Genomic DNA, 16,733 nt, shown 5'->3' on the forward strand with positions numbered 1-16,733 from the left:
CGCAGGGCACAGCAGGCAGGGGGGATGCGGCGGTGGCGGCCGACGACCACGCGGCGACGGAGCCCGAAGCGGCGGGCGCAGACCCGGCCACCGGGGCCGGCGCCGCGCCCATCACCTTCTTCGGCGGCAAGGGCGGCGTGGGCAAGACGACCATGGCCGCGGCCGCGGGGCTGGCACTCGCCGACGCGGGCCTGCGCACTCTGGTGGTCTCCACCGACCCCGCACACTCGCTGGGCGATGCGCTCCGAACGCGGCTGCACGACTCCCCGCGCCGCGTCGGCGACAACCTGTGGGCCGCCGAGCCCGACCCCGACGCCGCCGTGCGCCGCCGCGTCGCCCAGGTCACCGACGACGCCTATGCGGCGCTGCCCCGCGAGATCATGCCGGCTGTGCAGCGCCACCTCGCCCAGGCCGCGGCCGCACCCGGCATGGCGGAGTCGGCGCTGAACGACATGCTGATCGAGACGATGGAGCGGGTTCCGGGGGAGTGGGACCGCCTGGTGGTCGACAGCGCCCCGACCGGGCACCTGCTGCGGCTGCTCAATCTGCCGTCCCTGCTGAGCCCGTGGCTGCAGGGCCTGGCACGCCAGCGCGAGCGCGCCGTGGACGCCGACCGCTTCGCCGCGGGGGTGGTCGGCGGCTCCGCGGAGTCCGAGCAGGCCGACCCGCTGCTGGAGAAGCTCCACGCGCGCCGGACGCGGCTGGAGCGGGCAGCGGGGCGGTTGCGCTCGGAGTCCGTGGTCCGGTTGGTGCTGCTGCCGCGCCGGATGGTGCTCGCCGAGACCGAGCGCGCCGCCGACCAACTCGCCGACGCCGGGTTCCGGCTGGGCCCGGTCGTGCTGAACCAGGTTCCGCAACACCCCGACCCCGATGTGGTGGAGGCGGTCCGCCGGCGTTTCGGGCACTACGGAATCCGCTGCTCGCCGCTGAGCGACGAGGAACCCACCGGCCCCGACCGCCTGCGCCGACTCGCCTTTTCTCCGCTGTAACCCGAGCCGGTGGCGGGTAAGCTCGCTATTCGGACACTTGGGAGGTGGGGTGGCGAGCCGAGTGAGCCCGCGCGCAGCGGACCGCGTCGCCGGCGACCGGGTGTGGACGGTGCCGAATCTGCTGAGCATGCTCCGTCTGGTGGGCGTGCCGGTCTTCCTGTGGCTGGTTCTGGTTCCCCGGGCCGACTGGTTGGCGCTGGGCGTGCTCGCTTTCGCCGGAGTCTCCGACTGGCTGGACGGCAAGATCGCCCGGGCCTGGAACCAGACCAGCCGGCTGGGCACGGTGCTGGATCCCCTGGCCGACCGCCTCTACATCTTCGCCGCCCTGCTCGGGCTGGTGGTGCGCGGCATCGTGCCGTGGTGGCTGATGGCCGTGCTCGTGCTGCGCGACGTGCTGATGGTGCTGGCGCTGCCGATCATGCGCTACCACGGCTACGGCACCCTGCCGGTGAACTTCGCGGGCAAGGCCGCCACCCTGTGCCTGCTCTACTCCTTCCCGCTGCTGTTCATCGCCGGATACGCCGCAATGGTCGGCGATGTCGCACGGATTATGGGTTGGGCGTTCGCGATCTGGGGAACGGCTATCTACTGGTGGGCCGGAGTGCTGTACGCGGTACAAGGGCTGCGATTGATCGCGCAGACCCGCAGGGCCGACCACCCCTTGGAGACGGATGAAAAGCCCCTGCCAGGGGTAGCGGCCACATCCGGCCACGGCAGTCACCCGGGCGGTGACCCGGCGCAGTCGGATCAGACGGCGCCCGGTCGCGGTTCCGAGGGCTCCGGGCCACCACCCAGCGGCACGAGCCACAGGAAGGGAGCGAAATCCCCACCATGAGAACGCGCCCGAGGGCGTCCGGCCGTCCATCACCCGGGGTCGGGGGGTGGCCCCGATGAAGGCCGTAGTCATGGCCGGAGGGGAAGGTACGCGCCTCCGCCCGATGACCGCCAACCAGCCCAAGCCACTCCTGCCCGTCGTCAACCGCCCCATCATGGAGCACGTCCTGCGGCTGCTCAAGCGGCACGGATTCGACGACACCGTTGTGACCGTCCAGTTCCTGGCCACGCTGATCCGCAACTACTTCGGCGACGGCGAGGAACTGGGCATGAACCTGCACTACGTCGCCGAGGAGGTGCCCCTGGGCACCGCCGGCAGCGTCAAGAACGCCGCGGAGCACCTGCGCGGTGAGCCGTTCATCGTCGTCTCCGGCGACGCGCTGACCGACATCGACCTCGGGGACATGGTGCGCTTCCACCGCGAGAACGGCGCCAAGGTCACGATCGGGCTCAAGCGGGTGGAGAACCCGCTGGAGTTCGGCATCATCATCGTCGACGAGCAAGGGCGGGTGCAGCGGTTCCTGGAGAAGCCGACCTGGGGACAGGTCTTCTCCGACACCGTCAACACCGGCATCTACATCATGGAACCCGAGGTCCTCGACGAGGTCGCCGAGGGCGAGGTCGTCGACTGGTCCGGCGACGTGTTCCCGAAGCTGCTCAAGGACGGCGAACCCCTCTACGGATATGTCGCCGACGGCTACTGGGAGGACGTGGGCACCAGCGAGAGCTATCTCCGCGCCCAGGCCGACGTGCTCTCCGGCAAGGTCGACGTCGAGATCGACGGTTTCGAGGTCTCGCCCGGCGTGTGGATGGCCGAGGGCGCCGAGGTCGACCCCGAGGCCGTGCTCAAGGGGCCCCTCTACATCGGCGACTACGCCAAGGTCGAGGCGGGGGCCGAGCTGCGCGAGTTCACCGTGCTCGGCAGCAACGTCGTGGTGCGCTCCGAGGCGTTCGTGCACCGCTCGGTCGTGCACGACAACGTCTACATCGGCTCCAGCACGAACCTGCGCGGCTGCGTCATCGGCAAGAACACCGACGTCATGTCCGGCGCCCGGGTCGAGGAGGGGGCGATCGTCGGCGAGGAATGCGTCGTCGAGTCCGAGGCGTACCTCTCCAACGACGTCAAGGTCTACCCCTTCAAGACGATCGAGGCCGGCGCGGTCGTCAACGACAACGTCATCTGGGAGTCCCGCGGCCAGCGGTCGCTGTTCGGCCAACGCGGGGTCTCCGGGCTGATCAACGTCGAGATCACCCCCGAACTGGCGGTGCGGCTGGCGAGCGCGTTCGCTACCCGGCTGAAGAAGGGCTCGGTGGTGACCACCTCGCGCGACGTCTCCCGCGCGGCGCGGGCGCTCAAGCGCGCGGTCATCAGCGCGCTCACGGCCAGCGCCATCGACGTGCGGGACCTGGAGGTGGTGCCGCTTCCGGTCGCGCGGTTCCACACCTCCCAGAGCGGGGTGGCCGGCGGGATCAGCCTGCGCACGTCGCCCGGCGACCCGCAGTCGGTAGACATCATGTTCTTCGACGAGCGCGGGGCCGACCTGTCGCCGGGGGCGCAGCGCAAGCTGGAGCGGGTGTTCTCCCGCGCCGAGTACCGCCGCGCGTTCCCCGGTGAGATCGCCGAGCTGACCTTCCCCTCGCGCGGTGTCGAGAACTACGCCCACGAGCTGCTGCGCACCGTCGACACCTCCGGGGTCGGCGAAGCCGGGCTGAAGGTCGTGGTCGACTGCGCCGGCGGCACGGGCGCACTGATCCTGCCCTCGCTGCTGGGGCGGATCGGGGTCGAGGTGCTCACGGTCAACAACCGCCTCGACGAGGCCTCGCCCACCGACACCCTGGCCAAGCAGATGCGCGACCTGCAGCACCTGGGCGAGCTGGTCTCGTCCTCGCGCGCCGACTTCGGCGTGCGGTTCGACCCGGTCGCCGAGCGGCTCTCGCTGGTCGACGAGAACGGCCGGGTGGTCGACAACGACCGCGCCCTGCTGGTGATCCTCGACCTCGTCGCCGCCGAGCGCCAGGGCGGGCGGATCGCGCTACCGGTGACCACCACTCGGGTGGCCGGGCAGGTGGCCGGGTACCACGGGGCCGAGGTCGAGTGGACCCCCACCGCCCCCGACGAGCTCGCCAAGGCCGCCCAGGCCGACGACATCGTCTTCGCCTCCGACGGCCGCGGCGGCTACGTCGTCCCGGAGTTCTCCCGCACCAGCGACGGCATCGCCGCGTTCGTGCGGCTGCTGGGACTCGTGGCGCGCACCCGGCTCTCGCTGAGCGAGATCGACAGCCGCATCCCGCAGGCGCACCTGCTGCGCCGCTCCGTGCCCACCCCATGGGCGGTCAAGGGCAGCGTGATGCGCGCGGTCGTGGAGGAGTCCGAGGGCCGCGAGGTCGACACCACCGACGGTGTGCGGGTGGTCGAGCCCGACGGCGCCTGGGTGCTGATCCTGCCCGACACCTCCGAGGCGGTGACCCACCTGTGGGCGGAGGGCGCCGACTCCGACACCGCCCAGCGGCTGCTGGACGAGTGGGCCGCGGTCGTCGAGCAGGCCGAAGGCTGAGCCCCGCGGCCGCCGTCTCCGGCGCCGCTTTCCGCTTTCGCGGGCGGCCGACTCCGGCCGCCCGCGAAAGCGGGCGCGGACGTCGGCGCCGACTGCGCGGCGCCGATATGGTTTAAAGTCGAGTGTTCCCTACCTGCGGGCTTTCCCGCGCGTCGCGGACTTCGCCGGGCGGGGCGCGGAACGTGTGCACAGCAGCGGAGGGCAGAGGATGACACCATGTAAGAATCCGAGGTGAGCCGGAGGAACACCACGCCGGTCTGCCCCGTTTTCTCCAGTGAGTGCGGGTACTCCCGCGCACTCAGGCGCGAAGAACCACCACCGAATCAAGCACCGCCCCGTGCGGTAGGAGGCCGAGCCGACCTATGTCGAGCGTTTACTGCACGCAGTGCGGTCACGCCGTTGCGGATGATGCCCGCTTCTGCTCCAACTGCGGTTCCCCCATCCGTACCGCCGGGCAGGATGCCGCCCCGGCCACCGGTGGCAGCCGCGACTCCGTCGGTGAGACCACCTCCACCATCTCCATCTCCGGCATCCAGGCGCTGGAGGCCGAGGCCGAGGGCGAGGACCTGCCCGGCGAGCCCACCAACGTGGACGCCCTGCCCGCCGGCACGGCGCTGCTCGTGGTCAAGCGGGGCCCCAACGCCGGCAGCCGCTTCCTGCTCGACAGCGACGTCACCACCGTCGGCCGACACCCCAACAGCGACATCTTCCTCGACGACGTCACCGTCTCGCGGCGCCACGTGGAGTTCTTCCGGCGCGGCAACGGTTTCGGGGTGCGCGACGTCGGCAGCCTCAACGGCACCTACGTCAACCGCGAACGCATAGACGAGGCCGAGCTCGGGGGCGGCGACGAGGTGCAGATCGGCAAGTTCCGCCTGGTCCTGCTCACCAAGCCGCGCCGCTGAGGCTCCCCGCCTCCCGGCGCCCGGATCAGGTTTGCGCCCCGGCCCGACCGGAGAGCCTTGTAGGGAAGACCGCCACCGATGGCGCGATCGGCGATATCGCGGTCATGTCGCCCGAATGCGGCATCGGGGAAGGTTGCCGGAGACCGATCCGGGCAGCACAGGGTCCGGACCTGCCTCGGACGCCTGTCGGCGTGGCGGTGTACCGTGAAGAAGACGGAGCAGAGCACACCTTAGGCGGGTGCCCCTCCGGCACGACGAGTCGTGGGACGGAGCCGCAGTGAAGCACATGGAGGTTGTCGGCGTCCGAGTGGAGATGCCCTCGAACCAGCCGATCGTCCTGCTCAAGGAAGCCGACGGCGAGCGCTATCTGCCCATCTGGATCGGTGCGGTCGAGGCCACGGCGATCGCCCTGGCGCAGCAGGGCGTCATGCCTGCCCGCCCGCTCACCCATGATCTATTCCGCGATGTGCTCGACGCGCTCGACGCCGGTCTGAGCACGGTCAACATCACCTCGCTGAGCGACGGCATCTTCTACGCCGAGCTGGTGTTCTCCAACGGGGTCGAGGTCAGCGCCCGGCCCTCGGACTCCATCGCGCTGGCCCTGCGCACCGGTGCGCCCATCTACGCCCACGAGGACGTCGTGGAGGAGGCCGGGGTGCCCATCCCCGACGAGCAGGAGGACGAGGTCGAAAAGTTTCGCGAGTTCCTGGACCAGATCTCGCCGGAGGACTTCGGGCGCACCACCTGAGCACACCGCTATCCGCCGCCCCCGCCCCGCCTGCGGGACGGGGGCGGCGGTTGTGTGCGTGAGCCGGTCGCCGGATCCAACGCCGGGTCAACATCGGCCCATGATCGTACAGCGGGCCACTGCGCCGGGGGCCGGGCGGGCAGTGTCGCTGCGTGGAACCGATGCTCGCCCGTACCGTGCACACGCTGCCCGAGGGCCCGCACTGGCGCTATGAGCCCAAGTGGGACGGCTACCGCGCGCTAGCCGGCCGCGAGGGGGCGGTGAGCCTCACCTCGCGCTCGGGGCGCCCGTTGCAGTCCGCCTTCCGCGACGTCGCCGCGGCGCTGGAGTCGGCGCTGCCCGAGGGCACCGCCGTCGACGGCGAGATCGTGCGCTGGTCTCCCCAGGGCCGTCTCGATTTCGCCGCCCTGCAGCGGCGCGGCCACGCGGGCCCCCAGGCGGCGCGGCGGCTCGCCCGCAGCGAGCCCTGCCACTACATCGTCTTCGACCTGCTGCGCGCCGACGGCGCCGAGGTTGTCGCCGCCGCTCTCGACGAGCGCCGCGCGCGGCTGGAGGAGCTGATGCGCCGCAGCACCCAGCCGGCGCTGATGCTCGGCTGGCAGACCAGCGCCCCAGGCGTCGCCCGCCAGTGGTACGACCAGATGTGGCGCGTGGGAGTGGAGGGCCTGGTCGTCAAGGACGGGCGCGGCCGCTACCGCCCCGGCCGGCGCGACTGGCTGAAGTACAAGCGGCGCGTCACCACCGAGGCGATCGTCGGCGGGGTGATCGGCGCGCCCGCGAAACCGCGCGAGCTCATCGTGGGCCGACGCGACTCGCAGACGGGGGCGCTGCGCGTGGTGGGCCGCACCGGCGAGCTGGAGCCCGGCCGGCGCGGCGAGGTGGGGGCGCTGCTGCGCCCCTCGGCCGGCGACCACCCCTGGCCCGAGCGGCTGCCTTCGCGCTGGGGCTCGGCGCAGGAGTACGCGCGGGTGGTGCCCGAGGTCGTCGTGGAGATCACGCCGGACGCGGCGACCGCCTCGGGCCGCTGGCGCCACCGCGTGGGCTACGTGCGCGCCCGCCCCGACCGGCAACCCGCCGACGTGCCCCCCGACCTGGCCATCGAGGGTTGAGGGCGGCCCGGGATGCGCGCCGGTTCCCGGCTAGGACGCCGACCGGGCCGAGCCGCCCGCGCGGGCGCGCTCGACGGCCTCCTCCAGTTCGGCGCGCGACATCTTGGACCGGCCCGCGATGCCGAGTTCGGTTGCCAGGCGCGCCAGCTCCCGCTTGGACAGCTCCGCCACCGGCGCCTCGCGCTGTTCGGGGGCCGCGGTGCCGCCGCGGCCCCGCGCGCCGCCTCGCCCGCCGCCCGAACCGCCGCCGGTTTTCGCGCCGCCGGTCTTCGCGGAGCGGCCGCCTCCGTTGCCGGTCTTCGCGCCCCGCCTGCCGCCCGTCCCGCCGGAGGCGGCGCCCGCGCCTTCCTCCCCGGAGCGCAGGCTGGCCCGCAGCGCCTCGGTGAGCTCCACCACGTTGGTCTCCGGCGGCGGCCCCTCCTCGGCATAGCGCACCCGCTCGCCCGTACTCTTGGCCCGGACCAGCTCGTCGATGCGCTGCTGGTAGTCGTCGCCGTACTCTTCGGGCGTCCACTCGTCGGCCATCGCGCCGATCAGCTGCTCGGCCAGCTCCAGGTCGCGCTCACCCAAATCCGCCGCCGGGATGTTGGGCAGCGTCTCCTCGGGGTCGCGGATCTCGTCGGCCCACCACAGGGTGCTCAGCGTCAGGACGCCGTTCTGCGGGCCGATGACCGCCAGGTGCTGGCGCTCGCGCATGACCAGCGTGGTCAGCCCCAGCCGCTGCGAACGCTCCAGAGCCCGGCACAGCAGCCGGTAGGGCTTGGCCGAGCCCTTGGAGTCCGGCGCGACGTAGTAGGCGGAGTCGTACCAGAGCGCCTCCACCTCGCCGGCGGGGACGAACGCGCCGATCTCCAGCGAGCTGGAGCGCCCCGGTGCGATCTCCTCCAGCTCGGAGGGCTCGACGATGATGTACTCATCGCCGCCGCCCGCGGAGGGGTCGGCCTTGGTGCCGCGGACGATCTCGGAGGAGTCCACCTCTTTGCCGGTGCGCTCGTTCACCCGCCGGTAGCGGATGCGGTCGGAGGTGCCGCGCTGGAACTGGTGGAACCGCGTGCCGTGGCGCTCGCGGGCGCTGAACAGCCGGACCGGCAGGCTCACCAGCCCGAACGTCAGCGTCCCCTTCCACACCGGAGAGGCCATCGTCTGCCTCCTTCCGCTCAGACCTACCTCCCATACTGCCCGTCAGCAGGTAAAACGCCGCAGCGCGCGGGTAAAGACGCAAGTACGGAAGCGGCGGGGGTGGCGACGTGAACGCCGACGCGCAGGAGCGGCGGGTGGGCCGGCACCGGGTGCGCATCAGCCGCCCCGGCAAGGAGCTGTTCGAGCCGGGCGGGCCCACCAAGCTCGAACTCGCCGACCACTACCGAGCGGTCGCCGAGCCCATGCTGCGGCACCTGCGCGGGCGCCCCCTGGCGCTGCAGCGCTACCCGCACGGCATCGGCGATCCCGCAGGCGGGTTCTACGTCAAGAACCGGCCCTCCCACGCCCCTGTGTGGGCCGGTGCGGTGCGGGTGCCCAGCCGCGACGGCGACTCGGCCACCGAGATGCTCGTCTGCGACGACGCCGCGACCCTGGTCTGGCTCGCCGACCAGGCCGCCATCACCCTGCACCCGTGGCTGAGCAGGACCGGACGGCTGCACACCCCCGACCGGCTGATCATCGACCTCGACCCGCCCGGCGACGACTTCGCGGCCGTGCGCCGCGCCGCCGCCGACGTCCGCGAGGTGCTGGAAGGGCTGGGGCTGGCCGCGTTCGTCATGACGACCGGTTCCCGCGGCCTGCACGTGGTGGCGCCCATCCGCCCCGAGATCGACGCGGCCCAGGCACGCGACTTCGCCCATGTCATCGCCGAGCTGACCGCGCGCCGCCGCCCCGACGAGCTGACCACCGTCTTCCGCAAGCGGCGCCGCGGCGAGCGGCTGTTCCTGGACTACCTGCGCAACGGCTACGCCCAGCTGGCGGTCGCGCCCTACTCGGTACGGGCCCTGCCCGGCGCTCCGGTGGCGACCCCGCTTTCATGGGAGGAGCTGGAGCGGGTGGACTCGGCGCGGACGTGGACGGTGCGCACCTTCGGCGACCGCGCCGGTGCCGAGCCCTGGCGCGACATGGCGCGCCACGCCCGATCGCCGCGCCGCGCCATCGAACGCCTGGACGTCGGCTGAGCCGTCCCTGCCCCGCCGGCGGACCGGTGCCGCCTGGCCGCGCGCCCCCGCGTCAGTCAGCGCCGAAGACATGGGCCGCCAGGAAGTCGTTGGCGAACTTGCCCCGCGGGTCGTAGCGGCGGGCCAGGCCCGCGAAGTCGGCCATGCGGCTGTAGCGGCCGCGCAGCGCACCGGGCTCGGCGGTGAACAGCTTGCCCCAGTGCGGCACCGAACCCAAGGGAGCCAGGCGTTCCTCGACGCGCGCCAGCACCGGCAGCACGGCGGCCGTGTCGGGCACCAGGGTGAAGTGGAAGCCGACGGTGTCCTGCCGGTAGCTCGGACTCAGCCACAGCTCGTCCGCGGCGATCGTGCGGATCTCGTTGATCTGCAGCACCCGGGCGAGGTCGGCGCGCAGGGGCTCCAGGGCCCGCAGCGCCGCCACGGCGTTCCGGCGCGGCAGCAGGTACTCGGCCTGCAGTTCGTCGCCGTCGCTGCTGGGCGGGGAGCCGGGGCGGAAGTGCGGCAGGCGCTCGGACCAGGGGCCGGCCACGCCCAGCTGCTCGGTGCAGTGCTCGGCGGCCATCTCTGGCACGGGGTGGCGGGCCGCGCGGGCCGGCCGCGCGCCGAAGAACCCGGACCCGGTCCCCTCGGGCGCGGGGTCGCCCACGCGGTGCTTGACCCACACCTGGTCGATCACGGGCTCGCGCCAGCGGGTGAACAGGCTGACGCTGTAGGCCGCGCCGGCGATCGCGTCGAAGTGCTCGGCGGCCGCGTCCAGCTCCAAGCCCTCGTAGACGCGCTGGCTGACGTCGAAGTCGGGCCGCGTGCGCAGCGTCATCGCGGTCACGACGCCCAGGGCGCCCAGCGCCACCACCATGCCGTCGAACTCGGCGCCGCACTCGGCGCGGCTGAGCGCGACCAGGTCGCCCTCGGCGGTCACCAGCTCCAGGGCGTCGACGGCGGTGGCGAGGTTGCCGTTGGCGTCGCCGGAGCCGTGGGTGGCGGTCGCGACCGAGCCGGCGACCGAGATGTGCGGCAGCGAACCGAGGTTGTGCAGCGCGCGCCCGCGCTCCTGCAGCCACTGCGCGAGTTCGGCGTAGCGCACGCCCGCGCCCACCTGGACCGTCTGCGATGCGGTGTCCAGCTCCATGGTGCGCGGCAGGTCGGCCAGCGAGACCAGATCGCCGGGGGTGTCGGCGACGGTGTTGAAGGAGTGGCCGCTGCCCAGCGCGCGTGCCCGCTCGGCGCGGGCGACGACGGCCTGCAGCTGGGCGACGGAGGCGGGGCGGTGGACGCGTTCGGCGCCGAAGCCGATGTTCCCCGCCCAGTTCGTGGTGCGCCGGTTCACCTGGAGCCCCTTCCCGGGGGTGGAGTAAGCGGGCGTCGGCCGCCCGCCGGGCAGCAACAGGGATACCAGACGCGGTGGTCGACCGGTCCGGGCGCGTCCCCCTTCCGCGCAGGTCGTGCGGCGGCAGGCGCTTTCCAAGCGCGGCGCGCGCGTGGAAGCGGCGCCGCGCCGGGCGCGAGCGGCTCGGGCATGTGCCGCCACGCAGCGTGCGGCCGCTGCACGGGATTCGGATCGGCGGTCGGGCCTGGTGGGGCCGGCGGGGGTGTGGCCCCCGTTCGCCCGCCGGCCCGCCGCCGGTAGGCGCAACGGTTTCCACACCGCGGCGGCGCGCCGCGGCCGGGCCGTGCGTGTCGCCGCCGGTTCGGTGCCGCTAGGCGGCGCAGCCGCGGCGGCGCGCCCACCGTTGTGCCGGTTCCGGTGCAGGTCGCGAGGGTGTCCGAGTGGGCCGCGGGCGGATCTGCGGCTATGCTTGCGGATGCGCGGTGCGCCAGCGGCGAAGCTGCCGAAGAGGTTCCGCGACGCGCCGATGGGTGTCGTTGACGCTGTCCATGCGACCGGCTTACCTTCAATGTCGAAGGAACCCGCGGCGCACCCTTCATGCCCCCTGTCAAACCGCCGTGGGCCGAGAAGCCGGAGGTTCGGCGTGGCGGTTACTAGCGGTGAGCAGCAAACCTCCGCTCTCAGGAATACGGCAATACGGCGAGCTGGGGAGCAGGGCCTGCTGTGCGACAAGGACGTGGTGGCGCTGCCTATGGACGTCGGTTATCGCGGCCCCACGGCGTGTGCGGCCGCCGGAATCACCTATCGGCAACTCGACTACTGGGCCCGCACCGGGCTGGTCGGCCCGAGCGTGCGGCCTGAGGACGGCGAACCCCCGCTGTACGACTTCCGGGACGTCCTGCTGCTCAAGGTCGTCAAGCGGCTGCTGGACACCGGCATCTCCCTCCAGCAGATCCGCCCGGCGGTGGACCACCTGCGCTACCGCGGCACCGCCGATCTCGCCCAGGTCACCTTGATGAGCGACGGAGTCAGCGTCTACGAGTGCACCTCGCCCGACGAGGTCGTCGACCTCATGCAGGGCGGCCAGGGCGTGTTCGGGATCGCCTTGGGCCGGGTGTGGCGCGAGCTCGAAGGCGCCCTCGACGACTTCCCCGGCGAGCGGCTGAACGGCTCGCTCAGCCCGCAGCCCCGTCCCGCCGACGAGTTGGCACGGCGGCGCCGCGAGCGCAAGACCGGCTGACACCGGAAACCGTGCACGGACCGCCCGGCGACTCCGCAGGCCGCGGCGGCGTGTGGGCCGCGCCCCCACGCGGCCACTCCACGAACGCGGTCGGATCCAGTAACGTCGGGAGGCGCGCCGGGTTCGATCGCAAGCCGACGGACCCCGGCGGAGGCGCACGCGTGCGCGCCGTAGATAATGGCCACTCACATCTGAACAGCGAGTCGACACCAACGACGATCCGGCCGTCGATACCACGCGGGAGAGACCCCATCCAACGGGGCGCCGACGGGGCAACACTCCCCAGTAACCTCTCAGGCACCAAGGACCGCGTGGAGGAGGCCACTCTGGAGCGGTAGGCGAGACGTGCCTGCGCCTCGGCCATCGCGGCCGTGAGCGACAGAGGGGGAGACCAGACAGGAGCAGCCGCGAAAGCGGCACAGCGACCAGGAGGTCTCCATGACGGAGCAGCCAACCCGTGACCGAGGGCCGGACGCCGGCGCCGCTGCGGCCCGCGGCTTCGCCGATCGGCACATCGGCCCCGACCCGGCCGAGCTCACCCAGATGCTCAAGGCGGTCGGCCACGGCAGTACCGCCGAACTGATGACCGCGGCGCTGCCGGAGCGCATCCTCAGCAGCCCGGGGCAGTGGGCGCCGCTGGAGCTGCCCGCGCCCGCCGGTGAGACCGAGGCGCTGGCCGAGCTGCGCGAACTGGCCGACCGCAACCGGGTGCTGACCTCGATGATCGGCCAGGGCTACTACGACACCATCACCCCGCCGGTCATCCAGCGCAACATCCTGGAGAACCCGGCCTGGTACACGGCCTACACCCCTTACCAGCCGGAGATCTCCCAGGGGCGCCTGGAGGCGCTGCTGAACTTCCAGACGATGGTCTCGGACCTGACGGGCCTGGCGGTCTCCGGCGCGTCCCTGCTCGACGAGGCCACGGCGGCCGCCGAGGCGATGACGCTGGCGCGCCGCGCCACCCGCGGCAACGGCGACGCGTTCATCGTCGACTCCGACGTCTTCCCGCAGACCCTGTCGGTGCTGCGCACCCGCGCCGAGCCGCTGGGCATCGACGTGGTGGTGGCCGACCTCTCCGAGGGGCTGCCCGACACCGACGCCTTCGGCGTTCTGGTGCAGTACCCCGCCGCCTCCGGCGCCGTGCGCGATCCGCGTGCCGTCATCGCCGAGACCCACGAGCGCGGGGCACTCGCCGTGGTCGCCGCCGACATCCTGGCGCTGACCATGCTGCAGAGCCCAGGCGCGATGGGCGCCGACATCGCCGTCGGCTCGACTCAGCGCTTCGGCGTCCCCATGGGCTTCGGCGGCCCCCACGCCGGCTACATGTCGCTGCGCGAGGGACTGCAGCGCCAGCTGCCGGGGCGCCTGGTGGGCGTCTCGGTCGACAACGCCGGAAAGCCCGCCTACCGGCTCGCGCTGCAGACCCGCGAGCAGCACATCCGCCGCGAGAAGGCCACCAGCAACATCTGCACCGCCCAGGTGCTGCTGGCGGTCATGGCCGGGATGTACGCCGTCTACCACGGCCCGCACGGGCTGCGGGCGATCGCCGAGCGGGTGCACGGCCACGCCGTCGACCTGGCCGCCCGCCTGCGCGCCGCCGGGTGCGAGGTCGTCCACGACGCGTTCTTCGACACGCTGCGGGTGCGGGTGCGCGGCGGCGCGTCGGCGGTGGTCGCCGCGGCGGCCGAGCGCGGGGTCAACCTGCTGGCCGCCGACGCCGACACCGTGGGCCTGAGCTGCGACGAGGCCACCACGACCGCCCACCTGGAGGAGGTCGTCGCCGCCTTCACCGGCAGCCCGGTCGCGGGGGCGGCCGAAGGCGGGCGGGCCGTCCCCCAGGCGCTGCCGGGCGAACTGCACCGCGGCGTGGACTACCTGGGCCACCCCGTCTTCTCCGCGCACCGCAGCGAGACCTCGCTGCTGCGCTACATGCGCCGGCTCGCCGACAAGGACCTGGCGCTGGACCGCAGCATGATCCCGCTGGGCTCGTGCACCATGAAGCTCAACGCCACGGCCGAGATGGAGTCGGTGACCTGGCCGGAGTTCGCCCGGCTGCACCCGTTCGCGCCGCTGGACCAGGCGGCGGGCAGTGTGCGCATCGTGCGCGACCTGGAGCGCTGGCTGGCCGAGATCACCGGCTACGACGCGGTCTCGCTGCAGCCCAACGCCGGCTCCCAGGGTGAGCTGGCCGGTCTGCTCGCCATCCGCGGCTACCACCGCGGCCGCGGCGACGAGGGACGCGACGTCTGCCTCATCCCCAGTTCCGCCCACGGCACCAACGCGGCCAGCGCGATCATGGCCGGGATGCGGGTCAAGGTCGTCGCCTGCGACGACGGCGGCAACATCGACCTGGAGGACCTGCGCGCCAAGACCGCCCAGCATTCCGGCGACCTGGCCGCGATCATGATCACCTATCCTTCCACGCACGGGGTCTACGAGGACACCGTCACCGAGGTCTGCCGCCTGGTGCACGAGGCCGGGGGACAGGTCTACGTCGACGGCGCCAACCTGAACGCGCTGCTGGGCTGGGCCAAGCCGGGCGAGTTCGGCGCCGACGTCAGCCACCTGAACCTGCACAAGACCTTCTGCATCCCGCACGGCGGCGGCGGACCGGGCGTGGGGCCGGTGGCGGCGCGCTCGCACCTGGCCGGCTACCTGCCCAACCACCCCAGCCAGCCCGAGGCGGGGCCCTACACGGGGGTGGGGCCGGTCTCCTCGGCGCCGTTCGGCTCGGCGGGAATCCTGCAGATCTCCTGGGCCTACATCCGCATGATGGGCGAGGAGGGTCTGCGTGCGGCCACCGAGGCGGCGGTGCTGAGCGCCAACTACGTCGCCCGCCGGCTGGAGCCCTACTACCCGGTGCTCTACACCGGGCGGGGCGGCCTGGTGGCCCACGAGTGCATCGTCGACATCCGCGGACTGGCCAAGCAGACCGGCATCAGCAACGAGGACGTCTCCAAGCGGCTGATCGACTACGGGTTCCACGCCCCCACGATGTCCTTCCCGGTGGCGGGCACGCTGATGGTCGAGCCCACCGAGAGCGAGGACTTGGAGGAGCTGGACCGCTTCGTCGACGCGATGATCGCGATCCGCGGCGAGATCGACCGGGTCGCCGACGGCACCTACGCGCCCGAGGACAACCCGCTGAAGAACGCACCGCACACGGCCGAGGCGCTGACCGCCGACGACTGGAAGCACCCCTATCCGCGCAGTGAAGGGGCCTACCCGGTGCCTGAGCTGCGGTTCGACAAGTACTGGTCGCCGGTGGGCCGGATCGACCAGGCCTACGGCGACCGCAACCTCGTCTGCTCCTGCCCGCCGCCGGAGGCCTTCGAGGTCTAGCGCGGCGCGGAGCGCAGCAGCCCGGGGTCGGCGACGGCCGTGCGGACCCGCATACGAGCGGGGCCGGCGGCCGTCGCCGACCCCGGCTCGCCGCCCTGGGAGTTCACGGAATCCGCGGCGTGATCTACAACGTAAAGGTGAGCGTTTCGGTCGGCGTTTCCGCATCCCCGATCGGTGCGCAGCGCCGCCCCACCCGATTGCGGACCTCCCGGCCGCGCCTGGCTGTGGGGTCCGCGGCGACGGGCTAGTCTCCCAGTGGAACCGCCGGAGCGGCAGGCGCCGCCCCGCACCGCCCCCCGTGTGGAAAGCAGCCCTCATGACAGCGTCTGCCGGACCCTCCACCCACGACGCCGCGGGAGACGAGCCCGAGTTCAAGAGCCTGTGCGACCAGGCCCGCGACCTCGCTGAGAGCGGACACCTCATCCGGGCGGCCCAGGTCTATGAGCGCGTGGTCGAAGGAGGCTCGCGCAGATACCTGCCGCTGGCCGCCCTCGGGCTGGCCGTGGTCCGCCACGACATGGGTGAGGTGGCCGCGTCGCGGGCCGCGGCACGCACCGCGATCGGCACCGGCCATCCCGAGTTCGCACCCCGCGCCGCCTACCACATGGCGCTGTCCTACGAGGGCGAAGGGGACGCCGAGCGGGCCGGCGCCGCGTGGCGCGAGGTGCTGGACTCCGGCAACGACCGCTACGGCCCGGCCGCCCACTACGGCCTGGCGCGCCTGGCCGAGGAGCGCGGCGATACCGCCTCGGCCCAGGAGCACTGGCAGCGGGCGCTGGAGAGCGGATCGCCCGAGATCGCCGCCCAGGCCGCCCACGACTACGCCGGCCGGCTGCTGGCCCGCGGACGGTCCGGCGCCGCGGAGTCGGTCGTCCGTCGCGGACTGGAGTCCTCGGAGCACGCGGGGCTGCGGCTGCTGCTGGGGGCGGTACACGTCGAGCACGCCATAAGCGCGTTCGGCACGGTGGTGGCCGAGGCGGAGACCGGCGCCGAGCCGGCGGGGGCCGGCGCCCGGGTGGCGCCCGAGGTCGCCGGCGGCGCCGTGGAACTCCTGGCCCGCCTGCTCGCGGTGCGGGGAGACGCCGAGGCCGCCGAGCGGGTGTGGACCGACGGACTCGCCCACGGCGACACGGCCACGGCCGACGAGGTACGCACCCGCCTGCGGCGCGGATTCCTCGCACCCGATCCCGACTCGGCCGAGCAGGAGGACGCGGGCGAGGAGGACACGCAGGGCTGGTGGGAGCCGTACGTGGAGGCGGCGGTGGCCCAGAACAGCGCACCCATGCTGACCGGCGAACTGTTCGTCGCCCTCAATCAGATGTACACGCACCTGGCCCTGCCGCTGGCCCGGGGCGAGCACGACGCCACAGCCCTGCGCCGCGCCGTCGAGGAGGCCGTGCGCACGCCCGGCGAATACGTCTGGGGGCGGGCCCTGCACGACGACTTCCGCGAACGGCTGCGCCTGGCGGCGCGCTCGGATGCGCCCGTGCTCCCGGAGGGGTGGCCGGACCCCGAGTGA

Annotated in this window: 12 protein-coding genes and 1 riboswitch; of the genes, 10 read left to right on the plus strand and 2 right to left on the minus strand. The window is 72.9% G+C overall.

The genetic code is table 11. The annotated features are described in order from the left end of the window. Positions 1-32: 32 nt before the first annotated feature. The 6 genes from EKD16_RS11460 (at position 33) to EKD16_RS11485 (ending at position 7,140) form a co-directional block, all read left to right on the plus strand. Positions 33-989, plus strand: a complete 957-nt coding sequence (locus EKD16_RS11460; RefSeq protein WP_394347330.1) for an ArsA family ATPase — start codon at positions 33-35, stop codon at positions 987-989. Between the two features lie 127 nt (positions 990-1,116). Further along, positions 1,117-1,824 (plus strand): CDP-alcohol phosphatidyltransferase family protein, encoded by a 708-nt coding sequence (locus tag EKD16_RS11465; protein ID WP_131102393.1) that lies wholly within the window; start codon positions 1,117-1,119, stop codon positions 1,822-1,824. A gap of 55 nt (positions 1,825-1,879) precedes the next feature. Then, positions 1,880-4,378 (plus strand): mannose-1-phosphate guanyltransferase, encoded by a 2,499-nt coding sequence (locus EKD16_RS11470; protein ID WP_131098373.1) that lies wholly within the window; start codon positions 1,880-1,882, stop codon positions 4,376-4,378. A gap of 362 nt (positions 4,379-4,740) precedes the next feature. Further along, positions 4,741-5,283 (plus strand): FHA domain-containing protein, encoded by a 543-nt coding sequence (locus EKD16_RS11475; protein WP_131098374.1) that lies wholly within the window; start codon positions 4,741-4,743, stop codon positions 5,281-5,283. A 277-nt stretch (positions 5,284-5,560) separates the two neighbouring features. Beyond that, positions 5,561-6,031, plus strand: coding sequence for a bifunctional nuclease family protein (locus EKD16_RS11480; RefSeq protein WP_131098375.1), 471 nt, complete (start codon positions 5,561-5,563; stop codon positions 6,029-6,031). A 161-nt stretch (positions 6,032-6,192) separates the two neighbouring features. Beyond that, positions 6,193-7,140, plus strand: coding sequence for an ATP-dependent DNA ligase (locus EKD16_RS11485; RefSeq protein WP_131102395.1), 948 nt, complete (start codon positions 6,193-6,195; stop codon positions 7,138-7,140). 30 nt (positions 7,141-7,170) lie between these two features. Here the strand turns inward: EKD16_RS11485 and ku are convergent, their stop codons facing one another. Beyond that, positions 7,171-8,280 (minus strand): non-homologous end joining protein Ku, encoded by a 1,110-nt coding sequence (gene ku, locus EKD16_RS11490; protein ID WP_131098376.1) that lies wholly within the window; start codon positions 8,278-8,280, stop codon positions 7,171-7,173. A 107-nt stretch (positions 8,281-8,387) separates the two neighbouring features. Between ku and ligD the strand changes: the two genes are divergently transcribed. Then, positions 8,388-9,302, plus strand: coding sequence for a non-homologous end-joining DNA ligase (gene ligD, locus EKD16_RS11495; protein WP_131098377.1), 915 nt, complete (start codon positions 8,388-8,390; stop codon positions 9,300-9,302). Between the two features lie 52 nt (positions 9,303-9,354). On the opposite strand, the gene EKD16_RS11500 is transcribed toward ligD, so the two are convergent. Beyond that, a complete protein-coding gene (locus tag EKD16_RS11500; protein ID WP_131098378.1) occupies positions 9,355-10,629 on the minus strand; it encodes an FAD-binding protein in 1,275 nt (424 codons plus the stop codon). Positions 10,630-11,272: 643 nt separating this feature from the next. On the opposite strand from EKD16_RS11500, the gene EKD16_RS11505 reads away from it, so the two are divergent. The 3 genes from EKD16_RS11505 (at position 11,273) to EKD16_RS11515 (ending at position 16,733) form a co-directional block, all read left to right on the plus strand. Further along, complete coding sequence (locus EKD16_RS11505; protein ID WP_278248931.1) at positions 11,273-11,869, plus strand: MerR family transcriptional regulator; 597 nt, start codon at positions 11,273-11,275, stop codon at positions 11,867-11,869. A 228-nt stretch (positions 11,870-12,097) separates the two neighbouring features. Further along, a riboswitch (glycine riboswitch) is annotated at positions 12,098-12,189 on the plus strand. A gap of 118 nt (positions 12,190-12,307) precedes the next feature. Further along, on the plus strand, positions 12,308-15,214 hold the full coding sequence (gene gcvP, locus EKD16_RS11510; protein WP_131098380.1) for an aminomethyl-transferring glycine dehydrogenase: 2,907 nt from the start codon (positions 12,308-12,310) through the stop codon (positions 15,212-15,214). A 316-nt stretch (positions 15,215-15,530) separates the two neighbouring features. Beyond that, positions 15,531-16,733, plus strand: a complete 1,203-nt coding sequence (locus EKD16_RS11515) for a tetratricopeptide repeat protein (RefSeq protein WP_131098381.1) — start codon at positions 15,531-15,533, stop codon at positions 16,731-16,733.

The sequence above is a fragment of the Streptomonospora litoralis genome (assembly GCF_004323735.1).
Lineage (GTDB): Bacteria > Actinomycetota > Actinomycetes > Streptosporangiales > Streptosporangiaceae > Streptomonospora > Streptomonospora litoralis.